The organism is Pseudomonas sp. ef1 (assembly GCF_007293365.2).
Taxonomy (GTDB): domain Bacteria; phylum Pseudomonadota; class Gammaproteobacteria; order Pseudomonadales; family Pseudomonadaceae; genus Aquipseudomonas; species Aquipseudomonas siliginis.
Genome location: NZ_CM129815.1, coordinates 6,150,539 through 6,166,096 on the forward strand (window position 1 = coordinate 6,150,539; position 15,558 = coordinate 6,166,096).

Here is a 15,558-nt window from a genome sequence, read left to right on the forward strand (position 1 = left end):
AGTGGCACATTCCCCGAAGATCCCCGCAGAGATCAATCTGGAAAAGCATTGTGGGAGCGAGCCTGCTCGCGAAGACGATGGATCAGCCAACTCATTCGTCGACTGAAACAGCGCTTTCGCGAGCAGGCTCGCTCCCACAGGGTTTATTGCAAGCCTGTCAGGCCGGTTTGGCTTCGGCGAGAGCCTCCTGCGCCAGTTCCTTCTCGGCCTCTTTCAGGTCCTCTTCGCTGATCATCTCGGCGATATCGCGCAGGCGCTCGACCACTCGCGCATTGATGCTGCCTTCGGGGAATTCGCCATCGGCGTTCGGTTCACCGGCCGGCTCGCCCACCAGCAGGCTCAGCGCCTCATCGGCCTGACGCACCGCATACACGTGGAACTGGCCGGCGCGCACGGCGGCGAGGACTTTCTCATCGAGCATCAGCGTGGCGACGTTGGCCTGGGGAATGATCGCGCCCTGCTCGCCGGTCAGGCCGCGTGCTTCGCAGAGGCGGAAGAAGCCTTCGATCTTCTCGTTGACTCCGCCGACCGCCTGCACTTCGCCGAACTGGTTGATCGAACCGGTGATGGCAAAACATTGCTTGAGCGGGGTTTTTGACAGCGCCGAAATCAGCGTGCACGCCTCGCCCAGCGACGCACTGTCGCCATCGACGTAGCCGTAAGACTGCTCGAGCGCAATGCTCGCCGAGATCGCCAGAGGGAATTCCTGAGCGTAACGGCTGCCCAGATAACCGGTGAGGATCATCACGCCTTTGGAGTGAATCGGCTGGCCGAGGTTGACCTCACGTTCGATGTCGACGATACCGCTGCCGCCCGGATAGACCGTGGCGGAAATCCGCGCCGGCACGCCGAACGCCGAATCACCGACCTCCAGCACCGTCAGCCCGTTGCACTTGCCGACTGCTGCACCGTCAGTGTCGATGAGGATGATTCCGGCGAGCATGTCGTCGAGAATCCGCGCCGAGACCCGCCCGGTGCGGGTGGCCTTGGCTTTCAGGGCGCGTTCGATATGGCCGGCGTCGGTCATTTCATCGCCGGCCAGATGGCGAATGAAATCCGCCTCGCTGACCAGTTGGAACAGATCACCAATGCGCGCCGACAAGCGCCCCTGATGCTCGGCCAGCCGCGCACTGTAGGTCGCCAGCCGTGCCACCGCATCGGCGGTCAGCGGCGCCATGCCTTCTTCCGAAGTACGCGTCTTCAGGAGCTGGGCGAACTGCTCGAGGCTTTCGTCGACCATCGGGATGTCTTCATCGAAGTCGACCAGAACGCGGAACATCTCCTGGAAGTCCGGATCGAGATCCTGCAGCGTGTAATACAGCTGCCGCGCACCAATGATGATGACTTTGACCTGCAGCGGGATGTGCTGCGGATTCAGGGTCATGGTGGCGAAGCGGCCCATCTCGCCCAGCGGCGATTCCATTTTCAGTTTGCGCGATTGCAGGGCGCGTTTGAGCGCATCCCACACGAACGGCTCGCTGAGCATTTTTTCCGCTTCAAGAATCAGGAAACCGCCGTTGGCGCGGTGCAGCGCCCCCGGACGCAACTGCCGGTAAGTGGTGTAGAGCGCGCCCTGATCAGTGGTGTACTCGATGCGGCCGAACAGGTTTTCGTAGGTCGGATGTGGCTCGAATACCACCGGTGCACCGCCGCTGGCCGGATGCCCGACCACCAGGCTTGGTGCGTATTGTTCTTCCAGCAACTTGCGCGCGACGGCGTCGGTCTTGCTGTCGTCGACCAGTTGTTCGACCACGGTTTTCAGCAGGTAGACCTGCATCGCTTGCAGGTAACCGCAGACCCCGGCGTTCTCCGCGTACTTCTCCGACAGCGGCGCCAGCAACGGCTGCAAGGCCAGGGTGATGGTTTCTTCATTGAGGTGGCGCAGTTGATTGTTCGACTCGCGCTTCCACTGCGGCAGGCTGGCGAGTTCTTCGTTCAGGCGCTCTTCGAGGCCGGAAATGTCATCGTGAAACCGCTCGCGCTCGGCCTCCGGCAACTGCGCGAATTCGGCTTCGTCCAGGGCCTTGCCGTCGAGCATCGGCGTGAAGGCGATATTGCTGCTGTCGCGGTACAGGGCGACGTCCTTTTCCAGAGCCAGCCGCTCGATGATGTCCAGCGCCTTGTCGTAGCGCTGGTTGAAGGCACGGTCGATGGCGCTTTTTTTCTGCTGGTAGGACGGGTGTTCGAAAACCGCCGGGAAAGTCGCCAGCAGGTTGTCGATCAGGCCGTTGATGTCGCCGATGAACGAGGCCGCCGTGCCCGATGGCAGCTCCAGTGCACGCGGTTCGCGCGGCTCATCGAAGTTGTTGACGTAGACCCAGTCCGCCGGGGTCTGCAGGCGCTTGCCTTCGGCTTTCAGGTAGCGTTTGACGAACGAGAAACGGCCGGTGCCGGGCTCGCCCATGACGAATACGTTGTAACCGGGGCGTGGCATCGCCACACCGAACTGCAAGGCTTCGACCGCGCGTTCCTGGCCGAGCACACCGCGAAAGGGCTCCAGATCATTGGTGCTAGTGAAGCTGAACTGTTCAGCGGAAAACGGACGAGTCAGCGCTTCGGGCGCAAGACGCAGGCTGGCAGCAACAGGATCAGGCATCGGGCTTCCTTAACAATCAGGCGGGGCAGGTAGCGGCATTCTGGCGCTGCCCGTGCCCCACTGGCAAGGCGCGCCACATGACAAAGCATAGACAAGCGCGCGGCCGGCCGACGCATCCCGATAAATCAGAGGTTTATTCCAAATATTTTGCAAAAAGTCACGGAACCGCTGGAACGTGCCTAAACTCCAAACTGCGCGGCTGGAACTAATACCGGCCCACTGACACTTTCGGTTCTGTCCTCGGGCAGAGCGCGAAGGGCCAGAACCCTGTCCATTGGTATGCACATAAAGAGAACAAAGCTATGAAACGGATTCTTCTCGGTACTCTCTTCACCGCTGTATCCATCAACGCAATGGCGCAAGCCCCGGGCGGCCCGGATTGCGGTTGGGGCAACATGCTGTTCGAAGGTCAGCGTGGCACCCCGGCGCACTTCCTTGCTTCCACCACCAACGGCACTTCCGGTAACGCCACGTTCGGTATGACTTCCGGCACCAACGGTTGCTCGACCAACGCATCGCTGACCTACGGCGGCAAATCCTGGTTCGCCATGAATGGCATGATGAACGAGCTGTCCGAAGACATGGCCAAAGGCAATGGCGAAGCGCTGACCACTTATGCCGTGGTCCTGGGCGTAGCACCGGAAGATCGCGCGCACTTCGCGCAAGTGACCCACGAGCACTTCCAGCAGATCTTCAGCAAAGCTGACGTGACCGCTGAAGACGTGCATACCAACACCCTGGCAGTACTGAAATCGGACCCACGTCTGGCCAAGTACGCAACTCAGGCTTAAGCTCGACCTCGCCCGCTTCCTTCGGGAAGCGGGTTTTGTTTTTTTTTGGCCCGCCCCTCTTTGGGTCTTTTATTTCTTTCCTGTTCAAGTTGCCGACTATGCTCAAACGCCTTGCCTGGCTGGCGCTCTGTGTCTGCGCCCCGCTGTCCGCCGCGCCTCACATCGATCCTCAACGTTTGCAGCAACTGGCCAACGACCGCTTCTGGATTTCCCTCGGTCATTACGAAACCGCCAAACTCGGCGGCTGGCGCAGCTATGTCAGCGACAAGAAGTTCTTTCTCGCGCCCGACGGCAACGAGCATCCGGACCGCGAACTGGCCGCCACCGTGCAGGCGCTGTACGCCCCGGCCAGCCTCGGGGAGCAACACGCACAATGCGTATACCCCGCGCGCGCACGCTGGCTGAAAGCGCAGCTCGATCTCACCGACCTGCCAGCGCCCGAATGCGCCGAATACAAGCAATGGTTCAAGGACGTCTCGCCGCACAGCGCGGTGATGATCTTCCCGGCGGCGTATCTCAACAGCCCTTCGTCGATGTTCGGCCACACCCTGCTGCGCATCGATCAGGCGGATGTGCAGGCCGACAAGACTTCACTGCTCAGCTACGCGATCAACTTCGGTGCCTACATCGAAGGCTCGGACAACAGCATTCTGTATGCCTGGAAAGGCTTGATGGGCGGCTACCCGGGGCTGTTTGCGCTGGTGCCTTATCAGGAAAAATTGTCGGAATACCGCAGCCTGGAAAACCGCGACCTGTGGGAATACCGCCTCAACCTGACCCAGGAAGAAACCGCACGCATGGTCGAACATGTGTGGGAGCTCAAGCAGATCCAGTTCGACTACTTCTTCTTCGACGAAAACTGCTCGTATCGTCTGCTGGAACTGCTGCAAGTGGCGCGACCGAGCCTGCGCCTGACCGAACAATTCCCGCTGACCGCGATCCCGACCGACACTGTCAAAGCGGTGAAAGAGGCCGGGCTGGTCGAACACATCGAATATCGCCCGTCCCGCGAACGTGAACTGCTCAGCCGCGCCGAACCGTTGAGCGATGAAGAACAGCAATGGGTGCTCAAGGTCAGCGCCGATCAAAAGGTGTTGCAGGAGCCGACGTTCAAGGCGCTGCCCCGCGCGCGCCAGGCGTTGATCGTCGACGCCGCCTATCGTCTGGAGCGCTACCGCGCCAACGGCCAGGAGCGCGACCCGCAACGAGCGCAGCGCAGTTTCGAACTGCTGCGGGCGATCAACAAGAACCCGGCGCCGGAGCTGGAAATTCCGCAACCCGGTCTGCCCGAAGATGGCCACGAGTCCCGCACCTGGCAGGCCGGCCTCGGTACGCGAGGCGATCGCGCCTTTGGCGAATATGGCCTGCGCATGGCTTATCACGACCTAAATGACAACGCCGAAAGCTTCCCCCTCGGCGCGCAGATCGAAATTCTGCAACTGAAGCTGCGTCAGTACGAAGGCAATGACTGGCAGTTGCAGCAACTGGATCTGGCAACCATTCGTTCGCTGACACCGCGCAACGAGCTGCTGCAACCGCTGTCGTGGCAAGTCACCGGTGGCCTTGAGCGGGTGCCGGGCAAGCATGATGACGAGACGCTGGTCAGCCATGTCAACGGTGGCGGCGGCGGCACGTGGCAGTTGGGCGAAGACGTGCTCGGCTTCGCGCTGGGCACGGTACGCGTGGAACACAACAATGACTTCGCCGAGTTTGTTTCCCCGGCTGGTGGCTTCAATACCGGCGTGCTATGGAAAAACCCGCTGGGCAATCTGAGCCTGGAAGCCAAGGGCGACTACTTCTTCAATGGCGAAGTGCGCCGCAGCCTGAGCCTGAATCAGCAGTGGGAGCTGTCGCGCAACCTCGGTTTGCGCCTGAGCGCGCAACGCGAATTCAGCCAGCTCGCCAGCCCGGAAACGGAAGTCATGCTTGAAGTGAAGTGGTATCACTACTGAAAAGATCGCAGCCTTCGGCAGCTCCTACATTTGCAATGCATTCCCCCTGTAGGAGCTGCCGAAGGCCGCGATCTTTTGATCTTTCTTTCACACCACATCGACCAATCCCCTTCTAGACTTTCCCTGTCAGCCGAAAACCGGCGCGGGAGAGTGCGATGTGGCGGTGCGTGGGATTGTTGGGCGTTGTATTGGCGCTGGGCGGTTGCCAGACCACCCATGAAGACTTGATCGCCAAGGGTTATCCACCGGCCTTCGCCGACGGTTTCGATGACGGTTGCGTCAGCGGTCGCCAGGCTGCCGGCTCGATCAGCGGCGAGTTTCGCAAGAACGTGCCGCGCTATCTCAAGGACCAGCAATACGCCGACGGCTGGGTCGACGGCTTCCGCCAATGCCAGGCGATGCTGGAAAACAGGGATCGCGAGCAATATCGCAACGAACATTGGGATGAACGCGAACGTGCCTGGCAGCAGCAGAAGGCCAGGACGTCGGGCGGGCTTATCGCTCGCAATAGGTCGCTTGCAGACATCCGTTGAAACCAAATGCCGGCAACCATGGCCCAAATCCTTTAACAGGAGGACTTCATGAGTCGCGCATTCGTCAACGAAGACAACGCCGCCGCGCAGGCCGATCAGCCGGTCGAACGTCAGGTCAGCACGCAGCCCAATTACGTCACCCCGCAAGGTCTGGCGCAATTGCAGGCGAAAGTCACCGAGTTGCAAAGCCTGCACGCCGAGCAAACGGCCAAGGGCGAGCAGGCCGACAAGCAACGTCTGGCCGATCTGCAACGGGATCTGCGCTATTTCACTCAACGCCTGATCAGCGCCCAAGTCGCAGTCGCTGCGACCTCCACCGACAAGGTACAGATCGGTAGCTGGGTGACTTTTGCCGACGAACACGACACAGAACACCGCGTGCAACTGGTCGGCGAAGATCAGGCCGACGCCAGTCAGGGCCTGATCAACTGGGCCTCACCGCTGGGCCGGGCTTTGCTTGGCGCCCGGCTCAACGATGAAGTGCTATGGCAGCGGCCTGCCGGCGACCAACTGATCGAAGTGATCCGCATCGAACCGGCTTAAACCACGCCTTGCGCCAACATCGCATCGGCGACTTTGACGAAGCCGGCAATGTTCGCGCCTTTGACGTAATTGATCTGACCGTTGTCTTCGCCGTAATGCACGCAGGCGTGGTGGATCGACTGCATGATCGCGTGCAGCTTGCTGTCCACCTCGCCCGCCGTCCACAGCAGGCGCATGGCGTTTTGCGACATTTCCAGACCACTCACGGCAACACCGCCCGCATTCGACGCCTTGCCCGGTGCGAACAGAATGCCGGCTTCGATAAAGATATCCACAGCCTCCAGCGTGGTCGGCATGTTCGCGCCTTCAGCCACACAGACGCAGCCATTGCGCAGTAGCGTGCGTGCGGCCTCGGCGTCGAGTTCGTTCTGCGTCGCGCAGGGCAGTGCGATATCGCACGGCAGCGACCACGGATGTTGGCCGGCGCGGAATTCCAGACCATGGGCGCTCGCCAGTTCGCTGATGCGCCCGCGTTTGATGTTCTTCAGCTCCAGCAGCGCCAGCCACTGTGCTTCGCTCAAGCCTGCCTCGCAGTACAGCGTGCCTTCGGAGTCGGACAGGGAAATCACTTTGCCGCCCAGATCCATCACTTTGCGCGCCGCGTACTGGGCAACGTTGCCGGAACCGGAGATCGCCACGCGCTTGCCTTCCACGGTCTGTCCACGGCGCTTGAGCATTTCTTCGGCGAAGTACACGCAGCCGAAACCGGTGGCTTCCGGGCGAATCAGGCTGCCGCCGTAGGTCATGCCCTTGCCGGTGAGGACGCTGGTGAACTGGTTGCTCAGGCGCTTGTACTGGCCAAAGAGGAAACCGATCTCCCGCGCACCGACACCGATATCACCGGCCGGCACGTCAACGTCGGCGCCGATGTGGCGATACAACTCGCTCATGAACGCCTGACAGAAACGCATGACCTCGGCGTCGCTCTTGCCCTTCGGATCGAAGTCGGAACCGCCCTTGCCGCCGCCCATGGGCAGGGAGGTCAGCGAGTTCTTGAAGGTCTGCTCGAAGGCGAGGAATTTCAGCACGCCGAGGTTCACCGACGGATGGAAGCGCAGGCCGCCCTTGTATGGGCCGATGGCGCTGTTCATCTGGATACGGAAGCCGCGATTGACCTGGACCTTGCCCAGATCGTCGACCCACGACACGCGAAACACCACCGCGCGCTCCGGCTCGCAGATGCGCTCCAGAATGCCCGAAGTCAGGTAATGCGGATTGGCTTCAAGAAACGGCCACAGACTGCGTAGGACTTCTTCGACAGCCTGGTGGAATTCGGGTTGGTCCGGGTCGCGTTTTTTCAGGCGCGAAAGGAAGGATTCGACGGATTCGATCATGGGCAAAGTCTCGGCAAATTTATTGTCGTTAGAGGAGATTGGGCCGGACTGTAACAAACGAATTGCGCACAGGAACAGAGCAAAATGTCGCAGTTATGAAATTAAATGGTGCACAGGATATAAATCCGGCTGGTTTTTGCCAATTTTTGCACCTGAATGGTGAGATCAAATTCAAGTGATGCACCAACAGTTATACCGCCATCGCTGGCAAGCCAGCTCCCACAGTGGACATCGGTGAAACACCTATCTCGAACACCCCACAAAACCCTGTGGGAGCTTGGCTTGCCAGCGATGAATCCAAATCGGTATCCCTGAAAAACCAGGCGAAAAAAAACGGAGCCCGAAGGCTCCGCTCTTTCTGCAACCAACCCGAATCAGGCCAGTTTCTTGTGACGTACCCGGTGAGGCTGGGCCGCTGCTTCGCCGAGGCGTTTTTTGCGATCGGCTTCGTACTCGGTGTAGTTGCCTTCGAAGAACACCGCTTGCGAGTCGTCTTCATACGCCAGGATGTGCGTGGCGACACGGTCAAGGAACCACCGATCGTGGGAGATCACAATGGCGGCGCCCGGGAAGTCGAGCAGGGCTTCTTCCAGCGAACGCAGGGTTTCCACGTCGAGGTCGTTGGACGGTTCGTCGAGCAGCAGGACGTTGCCGCCCTCCTTCAGGGTCAGCGCCAGGTGCAGACGACCGCGCTCACCGCCGGACAGATCCTTGACGAACTTCTGCTGATCGCCGCCCTTGAAGTTGAAGCGGCCGACGTAAGTGCGCGACGGGATCTCGTAGTTGCCGATGCGGATCTGGTCGGAGCCGTCGGAAATCTGCTGGAACACGGTCTTGCTGCCGTCGAGGTCTTCGCGGCTCTGGTCGACGCAGGCCAATTGCACGGTTTCGCCGATTTCGATGCTGCCCGAATCCGGGGTTTCCTTGCCCATCAGCATGCGGAACAGCGTCGACTTACCGGCACCGTTACCACCGATCACGCCGACAATGGCGCCTTTCGGCATGGAGAACGACAGGTTGTCGATCAGCACGCGATCGCCGTAGCCCTTGGTGACGTTCTTGAATTCGATGACCTTGTCGCCCAGGCGTGGACCGGCCGGGATGTAGATCTCGTTGGTTTCGCTGCGCTTCTGGAATTCCTGCGATTGCATTTCTTCGAAGCGTTGCAGACGTGCCTTGGATTTCGACTGGCGGGCCTTGGCGCCTTTGCGCACCCACTCCAGTTCTTCTTTCATGGCTTTTTCGTGAGCCGACTGCTGCTTGGATTCCTGGGCCAGACGATCGGACTTGGCTTCGAGCCAGCCCGAATAGTTGCCCTCGTAAGGAATGCCCGCGCCGCGGTCGAGTTCCAGAATCCAGCCGGCGACGTTGTCGAGGAAGTAACGGTCGTGCGTGATCGCGACCACGGTGCCCGGGAAGTCGTGGAGGAAATGCTCCAGCCACGCCACCGAATCGGCATCCAGGTGGTTGGTCGGTTCGTCGAGCAGCAGCATGTCCGGCGCGGACAGCAGCAGACGGCACAGGGCGACACGACGCTTTTCACCACCGGACAGGTGTTCGACTTTCGCGTCCCAGGCCGGCAGACGCAGCGCATCGGCGGCGACTTCCAGCTGGCGCTCGAGGTTGTGGCCGTCGCTGGCCTGCAGGATCGCTTCGAGCTTGGCCTGTTCAGCAGCAAGCTTGTCGAAGTCGGCATCCGGGTCGGCGTAGGCCGCGTAGACTTCGTCCAGACGCGCTTGCGCATCCTTGATCACGCTGACCGCTTCCTCGACCACTTCACGCACGGTCTTGGCAGGGTCGAGCTGCGGCTCTTGCGGCAGGTAACCGATGTTCAGGTCCGGCATCGGACGGGCTTCGCCTTCGAACTCGGTGTCGACGCCGGCCATGATTTTCAGCAGCGTGGATTTACCCGAACCGTTGAGGCCGAGCACGCCGATCTTGGCGCCGGGGAAGAAGGACAGCGAAATGTTCTTGAGGATTTCCCGCTTCGGCGGAACAACTTTGCCCAGCCGATGCATGGTGAAGACGTATTGAGCCATGGAGAACCTTGGGTCAGTGACAGATGAATGATTGGAGCGCAGGCGAAGCCTGGCCAGACCGGTGCGCGTCGTTCACTTGAGGATCATCAATGCGTGCGCGCGGAAAAAAGTCTGATTCTAGGAGCTGGAACGCCCCCGCGTAACCGGCAAAGCTACCTTAATGACCGATGGCAGTCCAGCCGAGAGGGGCTGGCACTTCGCCACAACTCAAGGCATGCTAGCCGCCCTTCGGGCGTCCGGCTTATAGTGCACGTCGCGCCAGTCCAGCCAAATCGCAGGATCACAGCTTGACCAATGTCACTCCGCCAGCCTCTGTGAGCAGCACCCCACCGGCGCCCGGCTCGCCCCTGCGCGGGACATTGAAGGGTGCGCTGGCCACCCTCGTGCTGTTATTGCTCGCGTTGCTGTTCTGGCAACTGCTCGATCAATTGCGTGAAACCCAGAAGAATCAGCGACAGTACACCATCGACTACACCGCCGACCTCGCCGCCCAGGTCAGCCTGAACATGGCGCTGAATGCGCAAATCGCCCTCAATCTGCTACCGATCGTCGAACAACCGCAAACTGCCGACGAACAGCAGATGCTCCTGCGCAAGTTGCAACGCTCGCTGCCCGACCTGCGCAGCATGGCCCTGCTCTCGCCCTCCGGCCGCATCATCAGCGACAGCGCCACCGACAGTTCCGACGCCGATTACCTGACCGAACTGGTGCGTCGCAGTCGCGCTCAGGCGCATTACTTCAGCAATGCCGATGACGGCTCGGTGGTGCACCTGCTGTTGCATCAGGCCAGCGGCAGCAGTCGCGGTTACTGGGCCTTGCGCCTGACGCCAACCTTCTTCGACTCGCTGACCAAACAGGATGCCACCGCCCTGCGCCCGTTGTGGCTGGTGGAAAACCGCCTCAATCACCAGATCATCAGCCGCGAAGCAGGGCTGCCCTCGGCCAAGGCTGGCGGGCTGACGCCTGACGATGTTGCCAACACCGTACTGACCGTGCCGCTGAGCAGCAGCGACTGGCAACTGCGCGGGCTGTTCGACCGCCAGCGCGTACTGGAAGAGTTGCTGCCGGCGTTCATCGGCAAATGCCTGCTCGGCCTGGCGTTCTCGATGTTGCCGGTGATTGCACTGCTGAACATGCGTCGGCGCCAGCGCCAGGTGCATGAAGGCCGGCGGCGTTATCAGGATATTTTCGAAGGCACCGGCGTGGCCTTGTGCGTGCTTGACCTGTCCGGCCTCAAGCAGATGTTCGACAAGGCGCAGATCCAGACCAGCGACCAGCTCAAGGCCTGGCTCGACCAACCGCAGCAGCGCCAGCAGTTGCTCGCGGAAATGCGCGTCACCGAAGTCAACCAGGTCGCCCTGCAACTGCTCGATGTGCACTCCTGCGACGATGCCTGGCAACTGCTGATCGATGGCCAGCGCCATCCGCAGTGCGCGATCGGTCAGCAGATCCTCGACGCCGTCCTGCAGCAGCAGAAACAGCTGGAACTGGAAATCAAACTGCCCAACAGCAACGGTCGCGACCAGCACCTGTGGATGGTCCTGCGCCTGCCGAGCGAGCAGCACGACTATAAAGCGGTGATCCTCAGCATCAACGACATCACCAGCCGCAAGCTGATCGAACTGTCGTTGCTGGAGCGCGAAGGCTTCTGGTCGGACGTGGTGCGCACCGTGCCGGATCATCTGTATGTGCAGGACGTGATCAGCCAGCGGATGATTTTCAGCAACCACCACCTCGGCCAGACCCTGGGGTACAACCGCACTGAACTGCATCAGATGGGCGAATACTTCTGGGAAATCCTTCTGCATCCGGAAGACGCCGACTATTACCATCGCTCGCGGCAGTTGCAGCGTCACGCCGGTTACAGCCAGTTGTTGCAATGCCAATTGCGCTTCCGCCATCGCGACGGCAAGTGGCGGCGCTTCGACATCCGTGAACAGGCGCTGGCGCGGGACAAGCATGATCAGGTCACGCGGATCATCGGCGTCGCCAAGGACATCACCGAACAGATTGAGGCGAGCGAATCGCTGCGTGACAGCGAGCAGCGCTACCGCATGCTCGCCGAAAGCATCAGCGACGTGATTTTCTCCACCGACAGCAAGCTCTCGCTGAACTACGTCAGCCCTTCGGTGCAGGCGGTGCTCGGTTACAACGCCGAATGGATCTTCCAGAACGGCTGGCAATCGATCATCGCCAATCCCGGGCAACTGAACGGCATTCATGTGCTGATGGACCGCGTCAGCAAGGCGCTGGACAAGCCCGAGCAACTGGCATTGCTGCGCAGTCAGGTGCAAACGCAACTGTTCCTCTTCGATTGCCTGCGTGCCGACGGCCGCAAGATTCCGATCGAACTGCGCCTGGTGCTGGTGTGGGACGAACACGGCGCGTTCGAAGGCGTGCTCGGCGTCGGCCGCGATATCAGCCAGCAGCGCCGTGCCGAAAAAGATTTGCGCATGGCCGCCACGGTATTCGAGCACTCTACCTCGGCGATCCTGATCACCGACCCGGCCGGTTATATCGTTCAGGCCAACGAAGCCTTCAGTCGGGTCAGCGGCTACAGCGTCGGCGAAGTGCTCGACCAGTTGCCGAACATGCTCACCGTCGACGAGCAGCAGGACGCGCACTTGCGCTACGTGCTCAAGCAGTTGCACGAGCACAGCACCTGGGAAGGCGAAGTGTGGATGAAGCGCCGTAACGGCGAACATTACCCGGCGTGGGTCGGCATTACTGCCGTGCTCGACGACGAGGGCGATCTGGCCAGCTACGTGTGTTTCTTCAGCGACATCAGCGAGCGCAAGGCCAGCGAGCAGCGCATCCACCGCCTCGCCTATTACGACGCCCTCACCCACCTGCCGAACCGCACGCTGTTCCAGGACCGTCTGCACACCGCGCTGCAAGCGGCCGAACGGCAGAAGTCGTGGGTGGTACTGATGTTCCTCGACCTCGACCGTTTCAAACCGATCAACGACTCCTTGGGCCACGCCGCCGGCGACCGCATGCTCAAGGACATGGCCACGCGCCTGCTGGCCTGCGTCGATGACGATGACACCGTGGCGCGCATGGGCGGCGACGAATTCACCCTGCTGCTGCAGCATCGCTCCAACCGCGAACTGGCGCTGAACCGGGCGATTCACGTGGCCGAGCAGATTCTCGCCAGCCTGGTGCGGCCGTTCGTGCTCGAGGGCCGCGAGTTCTTCGTCACCGCCAGTATCGGCATCGCCCTGAGTCCGCAGGACGGCAACGAACTCAGCCAGTTGATGAAGAACGCCGACACGGCGATGTACCACGCCAAGGAACGCGGCAAGAACAACTTCCAGTTCTATCAGGCCGACATGAACGCCAGTGCGCTGGAGCGTCTGGAACTGGAAAGCGATCTGCGCCATGCGCTGGAGCAGAACGAATTCGTCCTGTATTACCAGCCGCAGTTCAGTGGCGACGGCAAGCGCCTGACCGGCGCCGAAGCGCTGCTGCGCTGGCGCCATCCGCGTCGCGGGCTGGTGCCGCCGGGTGATTTCATTCCGGTGCTGGAAGAGCTCGGCCTCGTGGTGGACGTTGGCGACTGGGTTATCAGCGAGGCCTGTCGACAGCTGAAAACCTGGCACCAGCAACGGGTGCGGGTGCCGAAGGTGTCGGTGAACATTTCCGCACGGCAGTTCTCCGACGGCCAGTTGGGCACCCGAATCGCGACGATCCTGCGCGAAACCGGCCTGCCGCCGGCGTGTCTGGAGCTGGAACTGACCGAAAGTATCCTGATGCGCGAAGTCAGCGAGGCGATGCAGATTCTTGCCGGGCTGAAGAACCTCGGCCTGAGCATCGCGGTCGACGACTTCGGCACCGGTTATTCATCGCTCAACTACCTCAAGCAATTCCCGATCGACGTGCTGAAGATCGACCGTACTTTCGTCGACGGCCTGCCGTCCGGCGAACAGGACGCGCAGATCGCCCGGGCGATCATTGCCATGGCCCACAGCCTGAATCTTGCGGTGATCGCCGAGGGTGTGGAGACCCACGAGCAACTGGACTTCCTGCGTGAGCATGGTTGCGATGAGGTTCAGGGCTATCTGTTCGGCCGGCCGATGCCGGCGGGACGGTTTGAAGCGCAGTTCTGTAACGATGCGCTGTTCATGTTCGACTGACGGCCTGCGGCGCGCCCGAAAAGATCGCAGCCTTCGGCAGCTCCTACAGGATTGATGCCAGTCACAAGATCCAGGTTGAGTTCTGGTTACTGTAGGAGCTGCCGCAGGCTGCGATCTTTTGAGGCAGGCACAAACACCACCTGTCTGCGCATGAACGCCACTTGTCTGCGACATGATGTCGTTTCATATGTCATCCAAAAGCGGTTGGGTTAGAATGCCCCCCTTTTCTGCCCCCGATCCTTGAGGACCGCCATGTTCAGCCGTGATTTGACTATTGCCAAGTACGACGCCGACCTTTTTGCCGCCATGGAGCAAGAAGCTCAGCGTCAGGAAGAACACATTGAGCTGATCGCTTCGGAAAACTACACCAGCCCAGCGGTGATGGAAGCTCAAGGCTCGGTCCTGACCAACAAGTACGCCGAAGGCTATCCGGGCAAGCGTTACTACGGTGGTTGCGAATATGTTGACGTGGTTGAGCAACTGGCCATCGACCGTGCCAAGGAACTGTTCGGTGCTGATTACGCCAACGTTCAGCCGCACGCCGGTTCCCAAGCCAACGCCGCTGTTTACCTGGCTCTGCTGCAAGGTGGCGACACCATTCTGGGCATGAGCCTGGCCCATGGCGGTCACCTGACCCACGGCGCCAGCGTTTCCTCCTCGGGCAAGCTGTACAACGCCGTTCAATACGGCATCGACGCCAACGGCCTGATCGACTACGACGAAGTCGAGCGTCTGGCGGTCGAGCACAAGCCGAAAATGATCGTTGCCGGTTTCTCGGCCTACTCGCAGATCCTCGACTTCCCGCGCTTCCGCGAGATCGCTGACAAGGTTGGCGCCTACCTGTTCGTCGACATGGCTCACGTCGCCGGTCTGGTTGCCGCTGGTGTGTACCCGAACCCGGTGCCGTTCGCCGACGTCGTGACCACCACCACGCACAAGACCCTGCGCGGTCCACGTGGCGGTCTGATCCTGGCCAAAGCGAACGCCGAGATCGAGAAGAAGCTCAACTCCGCAGTGTTCCCGGGCGCCCAGGGTGGCCCGCTGGAGCACGTGATCGCGGCCAAGGCGATCTGCTTCAAGGAAGCGCTGCAACCTGAGTTCAAGGCTTACCAGCAACAAGTGGTGAAGAACGCCAAGGCCATGGCCGAAGTGTTCATCGCGCGCGGTTTCGACGTGGTATCGGGCGGTACTGAAAACCACCTGTTCCTGCTGTCGCTGATCAAGCAGGACATCTCCGGCAAAGACGCTGACGCCGCTCTGGGCAAAGCGTTCATCACCGTGAACAAGAACTCCGTGCCGAACGATCCACGCTCGCCGTTCGTGACTTCCGGCCTGCGCTTCGGTACTCCGGCTGTGACCACTCGCGGTTTCAAAGAGGCTGAGTGCAAAGAGCTGGCCGGCTGGATCTGCGACATCCTGGCTGACCTGAACAACGAAGCGGTGATCGACGCCGTTCGCGAGAAAGTCAAAGCCATCTGCAAGAAACTGCCGGTGTACGGCGCTTAATCGCGACGTTAAACCAGCAGCATGAAAAACCGGCCAAGTGATTGGCCGGTTTTTTTTCGCCTGTTGAAAAGATCAAAAGATCGCAGCCTGCGGCAGCTCCTACACGCGGCTTTGGCCGCTGGTCAGAC

At 60.8% G+C, this 15,558-nt stretch carries 8 protein-coding genes and 1 pseudogene; 6 read left to right on the top strand and 3 right to left on the bottom strand.

The annotated features are described in order from the left end of the window. Positions 1–157: 157 nt before the first annotated feature. Entirely contained in the window at positions 158–2,596 is a 2,439-nt protein-coding gene (locus tag FEE99_RS28165) for a Lon protease family protein (protein ID WP_016773113.1), read from the bottom strand. 302 nt (positions 2,597–2,898) lie between these two features. Between FEE99_RS28165 and FEE99_RS28170 the strand changes: the two genes are divergently transcribed. The 4 genes and pseudogenes from FEE99_RS28170 (at position 2,899) to FEE99_RS28185 (ending at position 6,415) form a co-directional block, all read left to right on the top strand. Then, positions 2,899–3,387, top strand: a complete 489-nt coding sequence (locus FEE99_RS28170) for a DUF3015 domain-containing protein (RefSeq protein WP_016773112.1) — start codon at positions 2,899–2,901, stop codon at positions 3,385–3,387. Positions 3,388–3,485: 98 nt separating this feature from the next. Continuing rightward, on the top strand, positions 3,486–5,339 hold the full coding sequence (locus tag FEE99_RS28175) for an Lnb N-terminal periplasmic domain-containing protein (protein WP_041477790.1): 1,854 nt from the start codon (positions 3,486–3,488) through the stop codon (positions 5,337–5,339). A gap of 155 nt (positions 5,340–5,494) precedes the next feature. Then, a pseudogene (locus tag FEE99_RS28180) lies at positions 5,495–5,850 on the top strand (hypothetical protein). A gap of 70 nt (positions 5,851–5,920) precedes the next feature. Then, positions 5,921–6,415: a GreA/GreB family elongation factor gene (locus FEE99_RS28185; protein WP_041477789.1), complete on the top strand. Its 495-nt coding sequence runs from the start codon at positions 5,921–5,923 to the stop codon at positions 6,413–6,415. Here the strand turns inward: FEE99_RS28185 and gdhA are convergent. Then, positions 6,412–7,749, bottom strand: a complete 1,338-nt coding sequence (gene gdhA, locus FEE99_RS28190; RefSeq protein WP_041477788.1) for an NADP-specific glutamate dehydrogenase — start codon at positions 7,747–7,749, stop codon at positions 6,412–6,414. The two genes, FEE99_RS28185 and gdhA, sit on opposite strands and share 4 nt — an antisense overlap. 374 nt (positions 7,750–8,123) lie before the next feature. Continuing rightward, positions 8,124–9,788, bottom strand: a complete 1,665-nt coding sequence (ettA, locus tag FEE99_RS28195) for an energy-dependent translational throttle protein EttA (RefSeq protein WP_016773108.1) — start codon at positions 9,786–9,788, stop codon at positions 8,124–8,126. Positions 9,789–10,075: 287 nt separating this feature from the next. Between ettA and morA the strand changes: the two genes are divergently transcribed. Next, positions 10,076–13,924 carry a cyclic di-GMP receptor MorA gene (morA, locus tag FEE99_RS28200; RefSeq protein ID WP_041477787.1) on the top strand — a complete coding sequence of 1,283 codons (3,849 nt, stop codon included), beginning with the start codon at positions 10,076–10,078 and terminating at the stop codon, positions 13,922–13,924. A gap of 252 nt (positions 13,925–14,176) precedes the next feature. After that, positions 14,177–15,430: a serine hydroxymethyltransferase gene (gene glyA / locus FEE99_RS28205; protein ID WP_041477786.1), complete on the top strand. Its 1,254-nt coding sequence runs from the start codon at positions 14,177–14,179 to the stop codon at positions 15,428–15,430. The last annotated feature ends 128 nt before the right edge of the window (positions 15,431–15,558 follow it).

Bases quoted from the DNA above. Each gene is read 5' to 3' on its own strand.
- FEE99_RS28165 (WP_016773113.1), bottom strand. From the start codon at position 2,596: ATGCCTGATCCTGTTGCTGCCAGCCTGCGTCTTGCGCCCGAAGCGCTG.
- FEE99_RS28170 (WP_016773112.1), top strand. From the start codon at position 2,899: ATGAAACGGATTCTTCTCGGTACTCTCTTCACCGCTGTATCCATCAAC.
- FEE99_RS28175 (WP_041477790.1), top strand. From the start codon at position 3,486: ATGCTCAAACGCCTTGCCTGGCTGGCGCTCTGTGTCTGCGCCCCGCTG.
- FEE99_RS28185 (WP_041477789.1), top strand. From the start codon at position 5,921: ATGAGTCGCGCATTCGTCAACGAAGACAACGCCGCCGCGCAGGCCGAT.
- gdhA (WP_041477788.1), bottom strand. From the start codon at position 7,749: ATGATCGAATCCGTCGAATCCTTCCTTTCGCGCCTGAAAAAACGCGAC.
- ettA (WP_016773108.1), bottom strand. From the start codon at position 9,788: ATGGCTCAATACGTCTTCACCATGCATCGGCTGGGCAAAGTTGTTCCG.
- glyA (WP_041477786.1), top strand. From the start codon at position 14,177: ATGTTCAGCCGTGATTTGACTATTGCCAAGTACGACGCCGACCTTTTT.